Here is a 17,649-nt window from a genome sequence, read left to right on the forward strand (position 1 = left end):
AAGTGCTCCTCTGCGGTAAATGAGGAGCAGCTTCAGCGATGCGGCATGGCCGCAGGTGTTACTTAGATATGCCGCTCAGCCACGTTGCCATAGCGCGTAATGCACCTGGCCAGTCTTCTTCTCGCGGTGCAGGCGCCAGTTGCCGGGCATCGGCAGCGTCGAAGGCGCGGCCTCGCTTTCGGTGTAGATCCACGCTTGCTCGCGCAACCACTGGCCTTGCTCCAGCAGGTTGCAGGCATTGGCCAGCAAGTCCTGGTGGAAGGGCGGGTCGAGGAACACGACGTCGAATTGCTGCTTGGCCGGGCCTTGCAGATAGCGCAGGGCATCGCTTTGCAGGATCTGTCCGCGCGGGCAGCGCAGCAGTTCGAGGTTGTGCTTGAGGTTGGCGATGGCCGCCGGGTTGCTGTCCAGCGCCACGGCGTTCTCGGCGCCGCGCGACAGTGCTTCGAGCACCAGGGCGCCGCTGCCGGTGAAGGCATCGAGCACCAGGGCGCCTTCGATGTACGGCGCCAGCCAGTTGAACAGGGTCTCGCGCACGCGGTCGGGCGTTGGCCGCAGGCCCTCGCCTTCCGGCACCGCCAGGCGGCGGCTGCGCCACTCGCCGGCGATGATGCGCAACTGGCCGGGGCCCTTGCTGGCGCCCGGGGCCGGGCGCGCGGGTGTGTTGGGTCTTGCCATTAGTGCTCCGGTACGCCGAGCGGCTGCTCGGCGGGTTTGTCAGTGGGGGCTGGCAGCGGCTGCTGCGCTACCTTCGGCCCGACGGTGACGATCACCAGCTGGTCCGCCGCGAGGTGCTTGCTCATGGCCGCCTTGACCTGCTCGACGGTCAGCGCCTGGGACTGCTGCATGAAGTCTTCCAGCCAGCTCAGCGGCAGGTTGTAGAAACCGATGGCGCCGAGCTGGCCGACGATACTGGCGTTGCTGGCATTGGACAGCGGGAAGCTGCCGGCCAGTTCACGCTTGGCGTCGTCCAGCTCTTGTTGCGTCGGGCCGTTCTTCAGGTAGTCGGCGAGGATATCCTGGACCAGCTTGAGCGTGCCCTCGCTGAGTTCGGCGCGGGTCTGCAGGTTGATCATGAACGGACCACGCACCTGCATCGGGCTGAATACCGAGTACACGCCGTAGGTCAGGCCACGTTTCTCGCGCACTTCGCTCATCAAGCGGGTACCGAAAGCACCGCCGCCGAGGATCTGGTTGCCCAGCGACAGTGCCGGCCAGTCGGCATCGTTGCGGTCGATGCCCAGCTCGGCCAGCATCAAGTGGGTCTGCTTGGACGGGAAGTCGACGTGAGTCACGCCCGGCTTGGGCGCGACAGGCTGTTCAGGCTTGGCCAGCGCCGGGCCCTTGGGCAGGCCGGCGGAAACCTGGGCGGCGATGGCCTCGGCCTCGGCGCGGCTGAGATCGCCGACCAGGGCGATCACTGCGTTGCCAGCGGCGTAGGCCTTGCCATGGAAGGCGCGCAGCTGCGCCAGGGTGATGCCGGAAATGGTCTCGGCCGTGCCGTCGCTGGGGTGGGCGTAGGGATGGGTGCCGTACAGGTTGGCGAACAGGGTCTTGCCGGCGATCTTGCCGGGGTTCTGCTTCTCGTACTCGAAACCGGCCAGCAACTGGTTCTTGATGCGCTTGAGGGCGTCCTCAGGGAAGGTCGGCTTGCCGACCACTTCGGTGAACAGTTGCAGCGCCGGTTCGCGCTTGTCCGTGGCGCTGAGGCTGCGCAGCGTGGCCACGGCCATGTCGCGGTACGACCCGTTGCCGAAGTCGGCGCCCAGGCCTTCGAAGCCTTCGGCGATGGCGGTGACGTCCTTGCCGGCCACGCCTTCGTTGAGCATGGCGTTGGTCAGCGCGGCCAGGCCCGGGGTGTCGCCGTCCTGACTGCTGCCGGCGGCGAAGGTCAGGCGCAGGTCGAACATCGGCAGTTCATGGGCCTCGACGAACAGCACGCGGGTGCCTTCGGCGGTGGTCCAGTCCTGGATGTTCAGCTGGCGGCGGTTGGGCGCCTTGCCGTCCAGCTCGGCCAGCGATTGCAGGGTATTGGCCGGGCGGGCCGCGGTGGTCGGCGGGTTGTCGCTGCCGGACTGGGCCGGGCGCGCCAGCAGCAGGGCGAGCGCCACCACCAGCACGATGATCGCCAGGCCGAACAGGGTGTAGCGCGGTGCGCTGCGATCACTCATGGGCGGACTCCTCGGGCAGTACGTGGGCAACGCTCAGGCGTTCGCGGGTGAAATAGGTGCGGGCGGCGGCCTGGATGTCTTCCGGGGTCACGCGCTTGAGATCGTCGAGCTCGCTGTCGATCAGCTTCCAGGACAGGCCGACGGTTTCCAGCTGGCCGATGGTGGTGGCCTGGCTGCTGATGGAATCGCGGTCGTAGACCAGCCCGGCGATCACCTGGGCGCGCACGCGCTCCAGCTCCTCGGCGGTGGGCGGCGTGGTCTTGAGCTCGTCGAGCAGTTGCCAGATGCCTTTCTCCACCTCGGCCAGGGTCTTGTTCTTCTGCACGTTGGGCGTGGCCGAGATCAGGAACAGGCTGTCGCCGCGGGTGAAGGCGTTGTAGCCGGACGACGCGCCGGCCACCAGCTCCTGGCCACGCTCCAGGCGCGCCGGCATGCGGGCGCTGTAGCCGCCGTCGAGCAGTGCCGAGATCAGGCGCAGGGCGTTGACGCTGCGCGGGTCCTTGGCGGTGGCCAGGGCCGGCACGTTGAAGCCGTAGATCAGGCTGGGCAACTGCGTGCGCAGGTGCAGGGTAAGCTGGCGCTGGCCGGGTTCGGCCAGCTCCAGCGGCAACTTGCTCGGTGGCACGGAGCGCTTGGCAATGGGGCCGAAGTACTTCTGCGCGAGGGCCTTGACCTCCTCGGGCTTGACGTCGCCTACCACCACCAAGGTGGCGTTGTTGGGTGCGTACCAGGATTCGTACCAGTGGCGCAGCTCCTCGACTTTCATGCGTTCGAGGTCGGCCATCCAGCCGATGGTCGGGGTGTGGTAGCCGCTGGCCGGGTAGGCCATGGCGCGGAACAGCTCGAAGGCCTTGGCGTTCGGCTGGTCGTCGGTGCGCAGGCGGCGCTCTTCCTTGATGACTTCGATTTCCCGGCTGAACTCGTCGGCCGGCAGGCGCAGGCTGGCCAGACGGTCGGCTTCCAGCTCGAAGGCCACCGGCAGACGGTCGCGGGCCAGCACCTGGTAGTAGGCGGTGTAGTCATCGCTGGTGAAGGCGTTCTCTTCGGCGCCAAGATCGCGCAGGATGCGCGAGGCCTCACCGGGGCCGACCTTGGCGCTGCCCTTGAACATCATGTGTTCCAGGGCGTGGGACAGGCCGGTCTGGCCGGGCGTCTCGTAGCTGGAGCCGACCTTGTACCAGATCTGCGAGACCACCACCGGGGCGCGGTGGTCCTCGCGCACGACCACTTTCAGGCCGTTGTCGAGGATGAATTCGTGGGTGGGTTGCACATCGGCGGCGAGGGCCGTCAGCGGCAGGCACAGCGTGCCGAGCAACAGGCCAGCGGCGCGGCGGGCTAGAGCATTCATACGGTGTTCAACCTGTTCGGCGGCCCGCTTGGGTTTAGCGTCGGCGGGCCAGGAGGTGCTAGGATACTGATCCGGTTGCCTGGCGACCATGCCTGTCGCCGTTCTGGCCCACAGGCCCATATGACAAAACGCTGCGCATGAACCCGCTGGCTTTCCGGCAGTCTGTTCTGCGTGAGTAAAGAATTCCCGATGCGCCACTGCTGGCCCATCGCTACCCTGAGATAGCCGTCTTCCATGTTTGGTTCCAACGACGACAAAAAAGCGCCGGCCGCGGCTGGCGAGAAGAAAGGCCTGTTCAGCTGGTTCCGCAAGAAGCCGGAGCAACCTGTCGCCGAACAGCCGCAAGCCCCTCAACCGTCTGTCGAAGAGCCGGTGGTGTCTGCGCCGGTCGCCGAGCAGTCCGCGCCGGTGCCCGAAGCGCCCGCGCCTGCCCAGCCAGAGCCCGTCGCCACGGCACAAGCGCCCGAGCCTGTGCCGGTTGGCGCGCCAACCGAACCTGAGCCTGTCGCCGTAATCGCTCAGGTGCCGCCGCCCCCTGTGGCAGCGGGCTTGCCCGCGAATGCGGCGGACCTGCCAACGGCTGTGGCAGAGCCGGCCCTGGCGGCTCCGGTCAGCAATCTGGTGCTGCCGGTCGCGGAAGAGCCGGTGGCCCTGGTGCCTGACCTCGAACCCAAGGCCCCGCCTGCCATCCCCGAGCGCCCGGCCCCTGAGGCAGTCGCCCCGATGGTGGTGGCTGAAGCCGTCCCGGTGGCCGAGCCCGAGCCGGTGCCGCCGGTCGCGGAGCCTGAGCCTGAGCCTGTCGTCGTGCCTGCCGCCACCGAGCCGAACAAGCCCGGCTTCTTCGCTCGCCTCAAGCAAGGCTTGTCCAAGACCAGCGCCAGCATTGGCGAAGGCATGGCCAGCCTGTTCCTCGGCAAGAAGGTCATCGACGACGACCTGCTCGATGAGATCGAGACCCGTCTGCTGACTGCCGACGTCGGTGTCGAGGCGACCTCGACCATCGTCCAGAACCTGACCCAGAAAGTCGCCCGCAAGCAGCTGGCCGACGCCGACGCACTGTACAAGTCGCTGCAGGACGAACTGGCCGCGCTGCTGCGCCCGGTCGAGCAGCCGCTGAAGATCGAGGCGCAGAGCAAGCCCTATGTGATCCTGGTGGTCGGCGTGAACGGCGCCGGCAAGACCACCACCATCGGCAAGCTGGCCAAGAAGCTGCAGCTCGAAGGCAAGAAAGTCATGCTCGCCGCAGGCGACACCTTCCGCGCCGCGGCGGTGGAGCAGCTGCAGGTATGGGGTGAGCGCAACCAGATCCCGGTGATCGCCCAGCACACCGGCGCCGACTCGGCCTCGGTGATCTTCGATGCCGTGCAGGCCGCCAAGGCTCGCAATATCGACGTGCTGATCGCCGACACCGCCGGTCGCCTGCACACCAAGGACAACCTGATGGAAGAGCTGAAGAAGGTCCGTCGGGTGATCGGCAAGCTCGACGCCGAGGCGCCGCACGAGGTGCTGCTGGTGCTCGATGCCGGTACCGGGCAGAACGCCATCAGCCAGGCCAAGTACTTCAACCAGAGTGTCGAACTGACTGGCCTGGCCCTGACCAAGCTCGATGGCACCGCCAAGGGCGGGGTGATCTTCGCCCTGGCCAAGCAGTTCAACATCCCGATCCGCTTCATTGGTGTGGGCGAAGGTATCGATGACCTGCGCACCTTCGAGGCCGAACCCTTCGTCAAGGCTTTGTTCGCCGAGCGGGAACCTTCATGATCCGATTCGAACAGGTAGCCAAGCGCTATCCCAACGGCCATGTCGGCCTGCACGAACTGAGCTTCCGGGCGCGGCGTGGCGAGTTCCTGTTCGTCACCGGTCACTCAGGCGCCGGCAAGAGCACCCTGCTGCGCCTGCTGCTGGCCATGGAGCGTCCGACCAGCGGCAAGCTGCTGCTGGCCGGGCAGGACCTGGGCCAGATCAGCAACGCGCAGATTCCGTTCCTGCGCCGGCAGATCGGCGTGGTGTTCCAGAACCACCAGCTGTTGTTCGACCGCACCGTGTTCAACAACATCGCGCTGCCGTTGCAGATTCTCGGGCTGTCCAAGGCCGAGATTGCCAAGCGCGTGGATTCGGCGCTGGAGCGCGTGTCGCTGAGCGACAAGGGCGAGCTGTTCCCGGCCGACCTGTCCACCGGCCAGCAGCAGCGCGTCGGCATCGCCCGCGCCATCGTCCACCAGCCGGCCCTGCTGCTGGCGGACGAACCCACCGGTAACCTCGACCCGCGCCTGGCCGCCGAGATCATGGGCGTGTTCGAGGACATCAATCGCCTGGGCACTACCGTGCTGATCGCCAGCCACGACCTGGCGCTGATCGCGCGCATGCGCCACCGCATGCTGACGCTGCAACGCGGCCGCTTGATCGGTGATGGGGAGGCCGGACAATGAGCACGACACGTACACCCAAGGTTTCCGAGCGCGTCGCGCCAAAGGCCGCCGACCCGCAACCGGGCAAGAAAAAACGCGGCGAGCATGACGACGATGGTCCGGATTTCCGTACCCTGCTGCATGCCTGGCTGGAAAGCCACCGCGCCAGCCTGGCGGACAGCCTGCGCCGCCTGGGCAAGCAACCGATCGGCAGCTTCTTCACCTGTCTGGTGATGGCCGTGGCGCTGAGCATGCCCATGGGCCTGTCGCTGCTGCTCAAGAATGTCGAGAAGCTCGGCGGCTCGTGGCAGCGCGCGGCACAGATTTCGCTGTATCTCAAGCTCGACGCCAGCAGTCGCGACGGCGAGGCCCTGCGCGACGAGATCAAGGGCATGCCTGGCGTTGCCGAGGCACAATACATCAGCCGCGAGCAGGCACTGGAAGAGTTCCAGCAGCAGTCCGGTCTGGGCGAGGCCTTGCGCGAGTTGCCGGACAACCCGCTGCCGGGAGTGGTGGTGGTGACGCCGACCGAGGTCGACAAGCCGGCCCTCGATGCCTTGCGCCAACGCCTGTCCGAGTTGCCGCGGGTCGAGGTGGCACAACTGGACCTGCTGTGGGTCGAGCGGTTGGCGGCGATCCTGAAACTGGGCGATCGCTTTGTCTTCGGCCTGGCGGTGATGCTGATTTCCGCATTGTTGTTAGTAATCGGTAACACAATTCGTCTACATATCGAAAACCGTCGGGTCGAGATCGAAGTGATCAAGCTCGTCGGTGGCACCGACAGCTATGTGCGCCGGCCTTTCCTGTACATGGGCGCGCTCTATGGCCTGGGCGCTGGCGTGCTGGCCTGGGGCATCCTGGCCTTCGGCCTGGACTGGCTCAACGACGCGGTGGTGGGGCTTTCCGGCTTGTACGGCAGTGATTTCGCCCTGGGCGGCGTTCCCGCTTCGGACGGTCTTTCACTCTTGATCGGCGCGGTGCTGTTGGGGTATATCGGTGCATGGATCGCGGTCGCTCGTCATCTGAACGAGCTGGCGCCGCGATAATGTTTCTTGGCCAGTATTGACAAATTTTTCATTATGGAACTTGTACAACAGTTTCTTGTCTATGCTGGCAGTGCCCAAAAGGCATGAGTCTGTAAGCCGGAGGTACTTGAATGACCAATTCGTTGCAACCTGCCTATGCCCTGGTTCCCGGTGCAAACCTGGAAGCCTATGTGCACACGGTGAACAGCATTCCCCTGCTGACACCGGAGCAGGAGCGTGAACTGGCCGAGCGTCTCTACTACGAGCAGGATCTCGAGGCCGCTCGGCAAATGGTGATGGCCCACCTGCGTTTCGTCGTACACATCGCCCGTAGCTATGCAGGCTACGGGTTGGCCCAGGCCGACCTGGTCCAGGAAGGCAACGTCGGCCTGATGAAGGCGGTAAAGCGTTTCAACCCGGAAATGGGCGTGCGTCTGGTGTCCTTCGCGGTGCACTGGATCAAGGCCGAGATCCATGAGTTCATCCTGCGTAACTGGCGCATCGTCAAGGTGGCCACCACCAAGGCCCAGCGCAAGCTGTTCTTCAACCTGCGCAGTCAGAAAAAGCGCCTGGCCTGGCTGAACAACGACGAAGTGCATCGCGTGGCCGAAAGCCTCGGCGTCGAGCCCCGTGAAGTACGTGAGATGGAAAGCCGCTTGAGTGGCCAGGACATGGCCTTCGACCCAGCGGCGGAAGCCGATGACGACAGTGCCTTCCAGTCGCCTGCGCATTACCTGGAAGACCACCGTTACGACCCGGCCGTGCAGCTCGAGGACGCTGACTGGAGCGACAACTCCACCAGCAACCTGCATGAAGCGCTGCAAGGCCTGGACGATCGCAGTCGCGATATTCTTTATCAGCGCTGGCTGGCCGAAGAAAAGGCCACGTTGCATGAGCTGGCGGAGAAATACAGCGTTTCGGCCGAGCGTATTCGCCAGCTGGAGAAGAACGCGATGAACAAGGTCAAGGCACTGATCGCGATCTGATCGGCGCTTGGCTTGGAGTAAAAAAGCCGCTGTTCTCGCAAGAGGCAGCGGCTTTTTCGTGTGTTGTGGCGCGTGGGAGCGGGCTTGCCCCGCGATGGCGATGCGGCGAATGAAGAGGCTATCGCGGGGCAAGCTCGCTCCCACGAAAGCCCGCTCGTCTCAAAGCCTGCGCGAAGTATCCAGCTGCATCAGGTAGCTCGGCCCACCCAGCTGGCTCATCTGCCGGCGAATCCATCCCGCCCGGCTGGCCACATAGGCGCTTGGCCGGCTGGCGCTCCACTTGATCGGGCTTGGCAGCACCGCCGCGAGTTGTGCGGCCTGTTGCCGCGTGAGGCGGCTGGCGTCGATGCCGAAGTGATAGCGCGCCGCCGCCTGAGCGCCGAAGACTCCTGGGCCCCACTCGGCGCTGTTCAGATAGACCTCGAGAATCCGCTCCTTCGACCAGAACAGCTCGATCAGCGCGGTGAACCAGGCTTCCAGCCCCTTGCGCAGCCAGCTGCGCCCGGACCACAGGAACAGGTTCTTGGCCACCTGCTGGGTCAGGGTGCTGGCACCGCGCACCTTTCCGCCACGCTCGTTGTAGGCCAGTGCCGCCTGGATCGCGGGGATGTCGAAGCCCCAGTGGCTGGCGAACTTCTGGTCCTCGCCGGCAATGACCGCGACCTTGAGCTCGTCGGAGATGTCCTCCCACGGCGTCCAGTCGCGCCGCAGGTCGATGGGGTCGCCGCTGAACCACGACTCCACCTTGCGCTCGACCATCAGCGCGGTGCCGGGCGGCGGCACCCAGCGCAGTACCAGCACCACGGCAATGCTGCCGGCAGCGAACCAGAGCAGGGCGCGGTAGAGGCGGCGGAGGAGGGATGACAGCATGGTGATGGCTTGGCCGGACCGTTGGAACGGGCCATTATACAGACCCCTCCCGAGGAGTCGTCCCATGCTTCGCAGCTTCCTGATGCTCGCCGCGTTCTTCGGCTTTACCGGCGTCGCCCTCGGCGCCTTCGCCGCCCATGGCCTGAAAAACCGCCTCAGCGCCGACTACCTGGCGATCTTCCACACTGGCGTCACCTATCAGTTGGTGCATGCCCTGGCGATCCTGGCCGTGGCCGTGTTGTCGGTGCATCTGCCCGGGCGTCTCGTGGGCTGGGCGGGTGGTCTGTTCGCGGCAGGTATCGTGCTGTTCTCCGGTAGCCTCTATGTGCTGACCCTCAGCGGGCTGGGCAAGCTTGGCATGATCACGCCCATCGGTGGCCTGTGCTTTCTCGCCGGCTGGCTTTGCCTGGGGCTGGCCGCCTGGCGCCTGGGCTGACCGAACGGTCCACAATCGCGACTAATGGCGCGCGTCGCCCTTGGGTTGCAGGGTGGATCGGGGCTAGAATGCGGGCCCCAAAGAACAATGGTGGCCGTGCGCATGCGCATTCAACTGAACGGTGAACCTTACGAACTGCCCGAGGGCGAAAGCGTCGCGGCGCTGCTGGGCCGGCTGGAGCTGGCCGGTCGCCGGGTGGCGGTGGAACTGAACCTGGACATCGTGCCGCGCAGCCAGCACGAGAGCACGCAGTTGAGCGAAGGCGACCAGGTCGAAGTGGTTCATGCCATTGGCGGTGGTTGAGCGCCTCCCGCCGACTCACCCGAAAGCCCCGTAACCTTTCCAGAGGAACATCGATGAGCAACGTTCGCAGCGACAAGCCTTTCGTCCTGGCCGGGCGCACTTTCCAGTCGCGCCTGCTGGTCGGCACCGGCAAGTACCGTGACATGCAAGAGACCCGTCTGGCCACCGAGGCCTCGGGTGCCGAGATCGTCACCGTTGCCGTGCGTCGCACCAACCTCGGCCAGAATGCCGGCGAGCCGAACCTGCTCGATGTGCTGTCGCCCGACAAGTACACCATCCTGCCGAACACCGCAGGCTGCTTCGATGCGGTCGAGGCGGTGCGTACCTGCCGCCTGGCCCGTGAGCTGCTCGATGGCCACAAGTCCCACGAAAACCGGACGCTGGTGAAGCTGGAAGTACTGGCCGACCAGAAGACCCTGTTCCCCAACGTGATCGAAACCCTCAAGGCCGCCGAAGTGCTGGTCAAGGACGGCTTCGATGTGATGGTCTACACCAGCGATGACCCGATCATCGCCCGCCAGCTGGCCGAGGCCGGCTGCATCGCCGTCATGCCGCTGGCCGGCCTGATCGGCACCGGCCTGGGTATCTGCAACCCCTACAACCTGCAGATCATCCTCGAGGAATCCAAGGTGCCGGTGCTGGTCGATGCCGGCGTGGGTACCGCCTCCGACGCCACCATCGCCATGGAGATGGGCTGCGAGGCGGTGCTGATGAACTCGGCCATCGCCCACGCCCAGCAGCCGGTGCTGATGGCCGAGGCCATGAAGCACGCCATCCTTGCCGGCCGCATGGCGTATCTCGCCGGGCGCATGCCGAAGAAACTCTATGCCAGCGCGTCCTCGCCGCTGGAAGGTCTGATCAAGTAAGAGCCCCAGATGACTGAATCGCAAGAAACGCCGCTCACCGAAGACGGCGAAGCCCGCCCGCACCGCCGCATCAAGAGTTTCGTGATGCGTGCCGGGCGCATGACCGAAGGCCAGCAGCGCGGCCTGGACCAGGGCGGCCCGCTGTTCATTCTGCCGCTGGTCGACAGCCCGGTGGACTACGACCAGGTGTTCGGCCGTTCGGCGCCGCGCACCCTGGAGATCGGTTTCGGCATGGGCCATTCGCTGCTGGAAATGGCCGCCGCCTCGCCGGAGCTGGACTTCATCGGAGTCGAAGTGCACCGTCCGGGCGTCGGCGCGTTGCTCAACGGCGTGCTGACCCAGGGCCTGAAGAACCTGCGGGTGTACGACTGTGATGCCATCGAAGTGCTCAACCGCTGCGTGGCCGACAACAGCCTCGATCGCCTGATGCTGTTCTTCCCGGATCCGTGGCACAAGGCACGTCATCACAAGCGCCGGATCGTTCAGCTGGAGTTCGCCGAGCTGGTGCGCCGCAAACTCAAGCCCGGTGGCGTATTCCACATGGCGACCGACTGGGAGCCCTATGCCGAGTACATGCTGGAAGTGATGAGCGCAGCGCCAGGCTATCGCAACCAGGCGGCTGATGGCGCCTACGTGCCACGCCCGCAAGAGCGTCCGATCACCAAGTTCGAGCGCCGTGGTGAGCGCCTTGGGCATGGGGTGTGGGACTTGAAATTCGAGAAGGTGAGCTGAGCCGGGCTCGTTCGGAGCAGCCCTTCAAACCTGCGAAATTGCAGGTACAAAAAAACCGCCTTGAGAAGGGCGGTTTTTTTATGCGGGCTTCGGGTTACGAATCCTCAACCTGCGTGTTTCAGTTTCACTGGAGACAGTTCACGGTTCAAATACTAGGGTTGCCTGGAGGTCGCGTCAATCGTGGAAATATCCAGCATTACGTGTGACTGGGCGAGTAACAGCTTCACCTTTTCAGAAAGCGTAAGATCACGCCGCTCTCATGTGATTCTTTCCAGTGTCGGGCCGGGAACGAATTCAATCCGTTGTCTCGGCCCCTTCGACGCGGCCCACGAACCGCGCCGGTGGAGTTTTCGAAGGGCCATCCACCTGGCCGCTTCACTGGAGATGGTTCACACGATTTCCGAAGGCGTCGAAGTGCCGGTCAGGCGCTGGAAGATTGGCCCAGCCAACACGGAGGCCAAGGCATATGAAGCGTTTGCTGAATACGCTGAGCCGTGTCTGGAAGCTGGTTCGGATCCTAGTTGTTTTCAGGACCGTCAGGGACTTCCTACGCGATCACTTTGACGATCCCCGCTAAGGGCTAGTCGGGTGAGAAGCTGCCCTGGCTCTCCAGGGTAGCTTTTAGCGAGCGCTCAACCCCGGCGATCGGCGACCACGCCAATCAACACCAGCACCACCAGCAGCACCGGTGCCAGCGCATAGTTGTTGAACTGTCCCAGCCCCTTCACGACCCACGGCGTCGCATAGATCAGCGCCGCGCCGCTGCCGATCATCACCAGCAGCGCCATGAACGGCACGCGCAAGGCCCCGGCCAGCCCACCCAGGCGGCCTTCCACCCAGCCCTTGATGTCGGTGCCGAACAGCACCAGCAGGCAGCCCACCAGGGCCAGCGAGATCTCCGACAGGTTGCTGCGGCTCCAGCGGGAAACGGTCGAGAGCAGGTCAAGTACCAGGTCCATGGGTCATCCTTAATTCAAGAAGTACTGCAGCAGGTCGTTGAGGAACAGCTGGCCGCGCGGCGTGGCCGCCAGTCGATCCGGTTCGACCCGCAAAAGGCCTTTTTGTTCGGCTTCACGGCGGGCTTCGGCCAGTTGCGCCAGGGGTAGGCCGGTGCGCAGGCTGAACAGCTCGGCTTCCACGCCATCGGTGAGGCGCAGTGCGTTCATCAGGAACTCGAAGGGTAGCTCATCGGCTGGCAGCAGCTTTTCCCCGGCCTTGAAGGGCTTGGCCGGGTTCAGATAGTCCTTGGGCAGTCGGGTCTTCCAGGTGCGCAGGATGCGCCCGTCGGGGAACGACAGCTTGCCATGGGCCCCGGCACCGATACCGATGAAGTCGCCGAAGCGCCAGTAGTTCAGGTTGTGCCGCGCGGCGCGATCGGCCTGGGCGTAGGCCGAGACTTCATACTGGCGGTAACCGTGGTCGGCCATCAGCGCCTGGCCGGCTTCCTGGATATCCCAGAGGATGTCGTCCTCGGGCAGCTCAGGCGGCTGGTTCCAGAACACCGTGTTCGGCTCTACGGTCAGCTGATACCAGGACAGGTGCGTCGGCGCCAGCTCGATGGCCTGACGCAGGTCGCCCAGGGCGTCGTCGAGCGACTGGTCCGGCAAGCCGTGCATCAGGTCCATGTTGAAGTTGTCGAAGCCTGCCGCACGCGCCATGTCGGCGGCTCGCACGGCCTCATCGCCATTGTGGATGCGCCCGAGCTTCTCCAGCTTGGCCGGCTGGAAACTCTGCACACCGATGGACAGGCGGTTGATGCCGGTCTGGCGGTAGGCCTTGAACTTCTCCTGCTCGAAGGTGCCGGGGTTGGCCTCCAGGGTGATTTCGATGTCCGCAGCGAACGGGATGCGCTGTTCCACGCCGCGCAGCAATCGGCCCAGGGCATCGGCGCTGAACAGGCTCGGTGTGCCGCCACCGAAGAAGATCGTGCTGATCGGGCGGCCCTGGACGGCAGGCAGTTCCTGATCGAGATCGGCCAGCAGGGCGTCGATATACTCGGTTTCCGGCAACGACGGGCCGGCCTGGTGCGAGTTGAAGTCGCAATAAGGGCACTTGCGCACGCACCAGGGGATATGGATGTACAGCGACAGCGGCGGGAGCTCGGAAAGGACCAGGCTCGCCGGTGGTACGAACAACTTCTCGGTCATGCCAGGCCCAGACGTTGACGCAGCAGGGCCATGGCGCGGGCGCGGTGGCTGAGCTGGTTCTTGTCGACCGGGGCGAGGTCGGCGCTGGAGCAGTTGCGCTCGGGGACCCAGAACAGCGGGTCGTAGCCGAAGCCATGCTCGCCGCTGGCCTCGAACAGGATGCTGCCATGCCACAGGCCTTCGCAGAGGATCGGCAGCGGGTCGTCGGCATGGCGCACCAGGGCCAGGACGCAGACGAACTGCGCGCCGCGCTGGTCTTTAGGTACGTCCTTGAGCGCTTCGAGCAGCTTGGCGTTGTTCGCCGCGTCGCCCTTGCCGTCGGCGTAGCGCGCCGAGTAGATGCCTGGCGCGCCGCCGAGGAAGTCCACCGCCAGCCCGGAATCGTCGGCCAAGGCCGGCAGGCCGGAGATGCGTGCTGCATTGCGCGCCTTGAGGATGGCGTTCTCGACGAACGACAGGCCGGTCTCTTCCGGCTCCACCTGGCTGAATTCGCCGATCGAACGCAGCTGCACGGAGTCACCGAGCATGGCCTGCAGTTCCTTGAGTTTGCCGGCGTTGTGGCTGGCCAATACGAGTTGCTGGAAATTCATCATTCGCCTGGGAACACTTCCTGGTTGAAGCTCAGTGGATGGCTGACGCCGCCGGACTCGATGTTGAGGTCGAAGGTGACGGTCTCGGCCTGTTCGATCTTGAACTGGGCGATGTAGTACACCGCGCCCTGGTCGGTGATCTGCTTGAACGACAGCGGGTTGCTGCGCCCGGTGAGGTCCTTCACGGTACCGCTGACCACCGCCATGGCTGGCTTGCCGGCCTTGATCACGGCGATGTTGAGCACACCCTGGTTCTTGCTGCGAGTGAGCCCCGTGGCGGCGGCGATGTCCGGTTGCAGCATGCTCGAGGTGAAGGCGCTGTAATGGACCGTCACGTCGCCGAATACTTCCTTGCGCTCGGGCCTGGCGGCATCGGCAGCCAGCACCGGCAAGGCCAGGCACAGGCTGATCAGAAACAGTGCTAGTCGACGCATGATCATTCCTCCGTTCGCGACGGTCAGACCGCGAGCTGATGCTCCTGCAGGCCCGGGCTGCTGACTCGATAGATACCGATCTCACCTAGAAGATTAGGCCAAAGCCGCCCGCCCAACCCGTTACGGTGCAGACGGTCGACCGCCAGGCGGTCGAGGACCTTGGCCCTGCGCTCGTGGCACAGGTTCTCGAAGTCCTCGAACGTGCAGAAGTGGATGTTCGGCGTGTTGTACCAGGTATACGGCATGAAGTCCGAGACCGGCATGCGACCCTTGGTCGCCAGGTACCAGCGGCAGCGCCAGTGGCCGAAATTGGGGAAGGTGATGATGCACTGGCGGCCGACCCGCAGCATCTCGTCGAGGATGCGGTCGGGGTACTCCACGGCCTGCAGGGCCTGGGTCATGACCACCACGTCGAAACTGTTGCTGGCGAAGTTGCCCAGCCCCTTGTCCAGGTCCTGCTCGATGACGTTGACGCCCTTGGCCACGCAGGCGGCGATATTCTCGGCGTCGATCTCCAGGCCATAGCCGGTGACGTTCTTGCGCTCGCGCAAGGAGGCCAGCAGTTCGCCGTTGCCGCAGCCCAGGTCGAGTACCCGGCTGCCGGCGGGGATCCAGTCTTGGATGATTTCCAGGTCGGCTCTCATGGGGTCCTCAGACAGCGATGCGGTTCATGTAGTTGGCGAAGCCCTGCATGTAGCGGGGTGTCGGGATGAGGAAGGCGTCGTGGCCGTAGGGCGAGTCGATGTCCAGGTAGCAGACGTTCTTGCGCGCCGCCATCAGGGCATCGACGATCTCTCGCGAGCGGGCCGGCGAGAAGCGCCAGTCGGTGGTGAACGACATGATGCAGTAATCCGCCGTGACATGGGCCAGGGTCGCCGCCAGGTCGCCACCGTGAGCCGCCGCCGGGTCGAAGTAGTCCAGCGCCTTGGTCATCAGCAGGTAGGTGTTGGCGTCGAAGCGGCCGGAGAACTCCTCACCCTGGTAGCGCAAGTAGCTTTCGACCTGGAACTCGACGCTGTGGAAGTCATAGTTGAGCTTGTCGCTCTTGAGTTCGCGGCCGAATTTCTCGCCCATCGAGTCGTCGGACAGGTAGGTGATATGACCGACCATGCGCGCCAGCATCAGGCCGCGCTTGGGAATCACGCCCTGGTCCTGGAACGAGCCACCATGGAACTCGGGGTCGGTGAGGATGGCCTGGCGCGCGACTTCGTTGAAGGCGATGTTCTGCGCCGACAGCTTGGGCGCCGAGGCGATGTCCACGCAATGGCGCACGCGGTCCGGGTAGGTGATGGTCCACTGCAGGGCCTGCATGCCGCCGAGGCTGCCACCGACGATGGCGGCCCAGGTCTGGATCCCCAGGCGGTCAGCCAGACGTGCCTGGCTGTGCACCCAATCCTCCACGGTCAGCACCGGGAAATCGGCGCCGTAGGGCTTGCCGGTGACCGGGTTGATGCTGCTGGGGCCGGTGCTGCCGTTGCAGCCGCCGAGGTTGTTCAGGCTGACCACGAAGAAACGGTTGGTGTCGATCGGCTTGCCGGGGCCGATGCAGCTGTCCCACCAGCCCGGCTTGCGGTCGGTGGTGGCATGGTAGCCGGCGGCATGGTGATGGCCGGACAGCGCATGGCAGATCAGCACCGCGTTGCTGGCGGTGCTGTTGAGGGTGCCATAGGTTTCGTAGATGAGCTCGTAGGTGGCCAGGGAACGGCCACAGGCCAGGGCCAGCGGTTCATCGAACCGGGCGATTTGCGGTGTTACCAGACCGACGGAATCTTCGGGAAGGACAGTGGACATCGACCCTGCTCACGCTTGACGGAGGCGTAAGTCTAAAGAGCGCTACCCCCAGCGGCAAGCGAAGGCTTGCCGCCGGTTGCAGGCAGGGTCAGATCATCCGCCACAGCTCTTGCGGCATGCCGGCGTAGGCAGCCAGCTGGGGCATCAGGAACGACTGGATCACCTGGATGGCGATGAAGGCGAAGATCGGCGAGATGTCCATGCCGCCGAGGTTCGGCACCAGGCGACGGAACGGCGCCAGCACCGGTTCGCTGATCTGGTAGGCCAGCTCGGCGGCCGGGTTGTGGCTGTTGGGCGCGACCCACGAGACGATCACCATCACGATCATCGCCACCCAGAAGATCTTCAGGAACAGCGAGGTGATGCCCAGGATCGACCACATCAGCAGGTGCAGGATGTCGCCGAAGGTGCCGTAGGTGACCATCAGCACGAAGGCCATCAGCAGCGCCTGGATGACGATCGACAGCACCAGCGACGAGGTGTCCAGGCCGGCGATGCTGGGGATCACCCGGCGCAGCGGCTTGAGCAGCGGCTGGGTGGCGCGCACGGCGAACTGGCTGAGCGGGTTGTAGAAGTCGGCCTTGACCAGTTGCAGCACGAAGCGCAGCAGGACGATCACCAGGTACAGGCTGACCAGGGTTTGCACCACGAAGATCGCGGCGCCGGACAATGCATTCATCGATGGCTCCTTATTTGCCCAGTTGTTCGGCCAGCTCGGCGGAACGCTTCGCCGCGGCCTGCAGTGCCTGCTCGACGATCGCCTCGAAGCCGCTGGCCTGGAACGATTTGATTGCCGCTTCGGTGGTGCCGGCCGGCGAGGTCACGCGGCGGCGCAGTTCGGCGGCGTCGACGTCGCTGGCCACCGCCATGCGGGCGGCGCCCAGGGCGGTTTGCAGGGTGAGTTGCGAGGCGGTCTCACGCGGCAGGCCGAGTTTTTCGCCGGCGGCGGTCATCGCTTCGATCAGCAGGAAGAAGTAGGCCGGGCCGCTGCCGGAGACGGCGGTGACGGCATCGAGCTGTTGCTCTTCGTCCAGCCACAAGGCGGTGCCGACAGCCGACAGCAGCTGTTCGGCCTGCTGGCGTTGCTCGGCGGACACTTCCCCGGTGGCGTACAGGCCGCTGACGCCCTGGCGCAGCAGCGCCGGGGTGTTGGGCATGCAGCGCACCACCGGGATCGCGCCCAGCCAGGCCTGCAGGCTGGCGCAGGTGATACCGGCGGCGATGGAAACCACCAGCTGGCCGGCCTTCAGGTTCGGCTTCAGCGTTTCGCAGACCGCCTTCATGACCTGCGGTTTGACCGCCAGGACGATCACGTCCACGCCGTCGATGGCCTGGGCGTTGCTTTCGAAGGCTTCGATGCCGTGCTCGGCCTGGATTCGCGCGCGGGTCTCGGCACCCGGGTCGCTGGCGCGGATCTGCGCGGCGTCCAGGCCCTGGGCGCGCAGGCCGCCGATCAGGCTGGCGGCCATGTTGCCGGCGCCGATGAAGGCAATACGAGTCTTGCTCATGTCAGGTCCTTGAGGGAAAGAGTGAGTTAAGCAT

The 17,649-nt window shown here is 65.1% G+C and carries 20 protein-coding genes; 8 read left to right on the forward strand and 12 right to left on the reverse strand.

The window, feature by feature from the left end:
* Nucleotides 1-75 precede the first annotated feature (75 nt).
* Genes rsmD through ACYUME_RS01800 form a run of 3 tightly spaced genes read right to left on the reverse strand, consistent with a single transcriptional unit; the run spans nucleotide 76 to nucleotide 3,519 of the window.
* Nucleotides 76-678 carry a 16S rRNA (guanine(966)-N(2))-methyltransferase RsmD gene (gene rsmD, locus ACYUME_RS01790; protein ID WP_460417919.1) on the reverse strand — a complete coding sequence of 201 codons (603 nt, stop codon included), beginning with the start codon at nucleotides 676-678 and terminating at the stop codon, nucleotides 76-78.
* A complete protein-coding gene (locus tag ACYUME_RS01795; RefSeq protein ID WP_460417920.1) occupies nucleotides 678-2,171 on the reverse strand; it encodes a M16 family metallopeptidase in 1,494 nt (497 codons plus the stop codon). Before ACYUME_RS01795 ends, rsmD begins: the two co-directional genes overlap by 1 nt.
* The gene (locus tag ACYUME_RS01800) at nucleotides 2,164-3,519 is read right to left on the reverse strand and encodes a M16 family metallopeptidase (protein ID WP_460417921.1); all 1,356 of its coding nucleotides are present in this window, start codon (nucleotides 3,517-3,519) and stop codon (nucleotides 2,164-2,166) included. The genes ACYUME_RS01795 and ACYUME_RS01800 overlap by 8 nt, the downstream gene beginning before the upstream one ends.
* 234 nt (nucleotides 3,520-3,753) lie before the next feature.
* On the opposite strand from ACYUME_RS01800, the gene ftsY reads away from it, so the two are divergent.
* The 4 genes from ftsY (at nucleotide 3,754) to rpoH (ending at nucleotide 7,938) form a co-directional block, all read left to right on the forward strand.
* On the forward strand, nucleotides 3,754-5,280 hold the full coding sequence (gene ftsY / locus ACYUME_RS01805; RefSeq protein WP_460417922.1) for a signal recognition particle-docking protein FtsY: 1,527 nt from the start codon (nucleotides 3,754-3,756) through the stop codon (nucleotides 5,278-5,280).
* The gene (ftsE, locus tag ACYUME_RS01810) at nucleotides 5,277-5,948 is read left to right on the forward strand and encodes a cell division ATP-binding protein FtsE (protein WP_011531723.1); all 672 of its coding nucleotides are present in this window, start codon (nucleotides 5,277-5,279) and stop codon (nucleotides 5,946-5,948) included. Before ftsY ends, ftsE begins: the two co-directional genes overlap by 4 nt.
* Nucleotides 5,945-6,973, forward strand: coding sequence for a permease-like cell division protein FtsX (gene ftsX / locus ACYUME_RS01815; RefSeq protein ID WP_460417923.1), 1,029 nt, complete (start codon nucleotides 5,945-5,947; stop codon nucleotides 6,971-6,973). Before ftsE ends, ftsX begins: the two co-directional genes overlap by 4 nt.
* A gap of 110 nt (nucleotides 6,974-7,083) precedes the next feature.
* Complete coding sequence (gene rpoH, locus ACYUME_RS01820; protein ID WP_460417924.1) at nucleotides 7,084-7,938, forward strand: RNA polymerase sigma factor RpoH; 855 nt, start codon at nucleotides 7,084-7,086, stop codon at nucleotides 7,936-7,938.
* Nucleotides 7,939-8,097: 159 nt separating this feature from the next.
* On the opposite strand, the gene mtgA is transcribed toward rpoH, so the two are convergent.
* Nucleotides 8,098-8,808, reverse strand: a complete 711-nt coding sequence (mtgA, locus tag ACYUME_RS01825) for a monofunctional biosynthetic peptidoglycan transglycosylase (protein ID WP_460417925.1) — start codon at nucleotides 8,806-8,808, stop codon at nucleotides 8,098-8,100.
* A gap of 64 nt (nucleotides 8,809-8,872) precedes the next feature.
* On the opposite strand from mtgA, the gene ACYUME_RS01830 reads away from it, so the two are divergent.
* From ACYUME_RS01830 to trmB, 4 genes are all read left to right on the forward strand, one after another.
* Entirely contained in the window at nucleotides 8,873-9,244 is a 372-nt protein-coding gene (locus tag ACYUME_RS01830) for a DUF423 domain-containing protein (RefSeq protein WP_460417926.1), read from the forward strand.
* Between the two features lie 102 nt (nucleotides 9,245-9,346).
* On the forward strand, nucleotides 9,347-9,547 hold the full coding sequence (gene thiS, locus ACYUME_RS01835) for a sulfur carrier protein ThiS (RefSeq protein ID WP_279885776.1): 201 nt from the start codon (nucleotides 9,347-9,349) through the stop codon (nucleotides 9,545-9,547).
* A gap of 53 nt (nucleotides 9,548-9,600) precedes the next feature.
* Nucleotides 9,601-10,413, forward strand: coding sequence for a thiazole synthase (locus ACYUME_RS01840; protein ID WP_460417927.1), 813 nt, complete (start codon nucleotides 9,601-9,603; stop codon nucleotides 10,411-10,413).
* A gap of 9 nt (nucleotides 10,414-10,422) precedes the next feature.
* Nucleotides 10,423-11,145, forward strand: coding sequence for a tRNA (guanosine(46)-N7)-methyltransferase TrmB (gene trmB / locus ACYUME_RS01845; RefSeq protein WP_460417928.1), 723 nt, complete (start codon nucleotides 10,423-10,425; stop codon nucleotides 11,143-11,145).
* A gap of 632 nt (nucleotides 11,146-11,777) precedes the next feature.
* Here the strand turns inward: trmB and ACYUME_RS01850 are convergent.
* The 8 genes from ACYUME_RS01850 to proC all read right to left on the reverse strand — a co-directional run bounded on the left by ACYUME_RS01850 (nucleotide 11,778) and on the right by proC (nucleotide 17,615).
* Nucleotides 11,778-12,104, reverse strand: coding sequence for a DUF3392 family protein (locus ACYUME_RS01850; RefSeq protein WP_110735365.1), 327 nt, complete (start codon nucleotides 12,102-12,104; stop codon nucleotides 11,778-11,780).
* Between the two features lie 9 nt (nucleotides 12,105-12,113).
* Nucleotides 12,114-13,292 (reverse strand): radical SAM family heme chaperone HemW, encoded by a 1,179-nt coding sequence (hemW, locus tag ACYUME_RS01855; protein WP_460417929.1) that lies wholly within the window; start codon nucleotides 13,290-13,292, stop codon nucleotides 12,114-12,116.
* Nucleotides 13,289-13,885, reverse strand: coding sequence for an RdgB/HAM1 family non-canonical purine NTP pyrophosphatase (gene rdgB, locus ACYUME_RS01860; RefSeq protein WP_460417930.1), 597 nt, complete (start codon nucleotides 13,883-13,885; stop codon nucleotides 13,289-13,291). Before rdgB ends, hemW begins: the two co-directional genes overlap by 4 nt.
* Entirely contained in the window at nucleotides 13,882-14,316 is a 435-nt protein-coding gene (locus tag ACYUME_RS01865) for a DUF4426 domain-containing protein (RefSeq protein ID WP_279885783.1), read from the reverse strand. The genes rdgB and ACYUME_RS01865 overlap by 4 nt, the downstream gene beginning before the upstream one ends.
* 23 nt (nucleotides 14,317-14,339) lie before the next feature.
* Entirely contained in the window at nucleotides 14,340-14,960 is a 621-nt protein-coding gene (gene metW / locus ACYUME_RS01870) for a methionine biosynthesis protein MetW (RefSeq protein ID WP_279885785.1), read from the reverse strand.
* 7 nt (nucleotides 14,961-14,967) lie between these two features.
* Nucleotides 14,968-16,107 carry a homoserine O-succinyltransferase MetX gene (gene metX, locus ACYUME_RS01875; protein ID WP_279885787.1) on the reverse strand — a complete coding sequence of 380 codons (1,140 nt, stop codon included), beginning with the start codon at nucleotides 16,105-16,107 and terminating at the stop codon, nucleotides 14,968-14,970.
* Between the two features lie 88 nt (nucleotides 16,108-16,195).
* Complete coding sequence (locus tag ACYUME_RS01880; protein WP_279885789.1) at nucleotides 16,196-16,786, reverse strand: YggT family protein; 591 nt, start codon at nucleotides 16,784-16,786, stop codon at nucleotides 16,196-16,198.
* A gap of 10 nt (nucleotides 16,787-16,796) precedes the next feature.
* Complete coding sequence (gene proC, locus ACYUME_RS01885) at nucleotides 16,797-17,615, reverse strand: pyrroline-5-carboxylate reductase (protein ID WP_279885792.1); 819 nt, start codon at nucleotides 17,613-17,615, stop codon at nucleotides 16,797-16,799.
* Nucleotides 17,616-17,649 lie beyond the last annotated feature (34 nt).

The sequence above is a fragment of the Pseudomonas sp. microsymbiont 2 genome (assembly GCF_054788395.1).

Excerpts from the sequence above, each read along its gene's own strand:
- rsmD (WP_460417919.1), bottom strand. The coding sequence starts at position 678 with ATGGCAAGACCCAACACACCCGCGCGCCCGGCCCCGGGCGCCAGCAAG.
- ACYUME_RS01795 (WP_460417920.1), bottom strand. The coding sequence starts at position 2,171 with ATGAGTGATCGCAGCGCACCGCGCTACACCCTGTTCGGCCTGGCGATC.
- ACYUME_RS01800 (WP_460417921.1), bottom strand. The coding sequence starts at position 3,519 with ATGAATGCTCTAGCCCGCCGCGCCGCTGGCCTGTTGCTCGGCACGCTG.
- ftsY (WP_460417922.1), top strand. The coding sequence starts at position 3,754 with ATGTTTGGTTCCAACGACGACAAAAAAGCGCCGGCCGCGGCTGGCGAG.
- ftsE (WP_011531723.1), top strand. The coding sequence starts at position 5,277 with ATGATCCGATTCGAACAGGTAGCCAAGCGCTATCCCAACGGCCATGTC.
- ftsX (WP_460417923.1), top strand. The coding sequence starts at position 5,945 with ATGAGCACGACACGTACACCCAAGGTTTCCGAGCGCGTCGCGCCAAAG.
- rpoH (WP_460417924.1), top strand. The coding sequence starts at position 7,084 with ATGACCAATTCGTTGCAACCTGCCTATGCCCTGGTTCCCGGTGCAAAC.
- mtgA (WP_460417925.1), bottom strand. The coding sequence starts at position 8,808 with ATGCTGTCATCCCTCCTCCGCCGCCTCTACCGCGCCCTGCTCTGGTTC.
- ACYUME_RS01830 (WP_460417926.1), top strand. The coding sequence starts at position 8,873 with ATGCTTCGCAGCTTCCTGATGCTCGCCGCGTTCTTCGGCTTTACCGGC.
- thiS (WP_279885776.1), top strand. The coding sequence starts at position 9,347 with ATGCGCATTCAACTGAACGGTGAACCTTACGAACTGCCCGAGGGCGAA.
- ACYUME_RS01840 (WP_460417927.1), top strand. The coding sequence starts at position 9,601 with ATGAGCAACGTTCGCAGCGACAAGCCTTTCGTCCTGGCCGGGCGCACT.
- trmB (WP_460417928.1), top strand. The coding sequence starts at position 10,423 with ATGACTGAATCGCAAGAAACGCCGCTCACCGAAGACGGCGAAGCCCGC.
- ACYUME_RS01850 (WP_110735365.1), bottom strand. The coding sequence starts at position 12,104 with ATGGACCTGGTACTTGACCTGCTCTCGACCGTTTCCCGCTGGAGCCGC.
- hemW (WP_460417929.1), bottom strand. The coding sequence starts at position 13,292 with ATGACCGAGAAGTTGTTCGTACCACCGGCGAGCCTGGTCCTTTCCGAG.
- rdgB (WP_460417930.1), bottom strand. The coding sequence starts at position 13,885 with ATGATGAATTTCCAGCAACTCGTATTGGCCAGCCACAACGCCGGCAAA.
- ACYUME_RS01865 (WP_279885783.1), bottom strand. The coding sequence starts at position 14,316 with ATGCGTCGACTAGCACTGTTTCTGATCAGCCTGTGCCTGGCCTTGCCG.
- metW (WP_279885785.1), bottom strand. The coding sequence starts at position 14,960 with ATGAGAGCCGACCTGGAAATCATCCAAGACTGGATCCCCGCCGGCAGC.
- metX (WP_279885787.1), bottom strand. The coding sequence starts at position 16,107 with ATGTCCACTGTCCTTCCCGAAGATTCCGTCGGTCTGGTAACACCGCAA.
- ACYUME_RS01880 (WP_279885789.1), bottom strand. The coding sequence starts at position 16,786 with ATGAATGCATTGTCCGGCGCCGCGATCTTCGTGGTGCAAACCCTGGTC.
- proC (WP_279885792.1), bottom strand. The coding sequence starts at position 17,615 with ATGAGCAAGACTCGTATTGCCTTCATCGGCGCCGGCAACATGGCCGCC.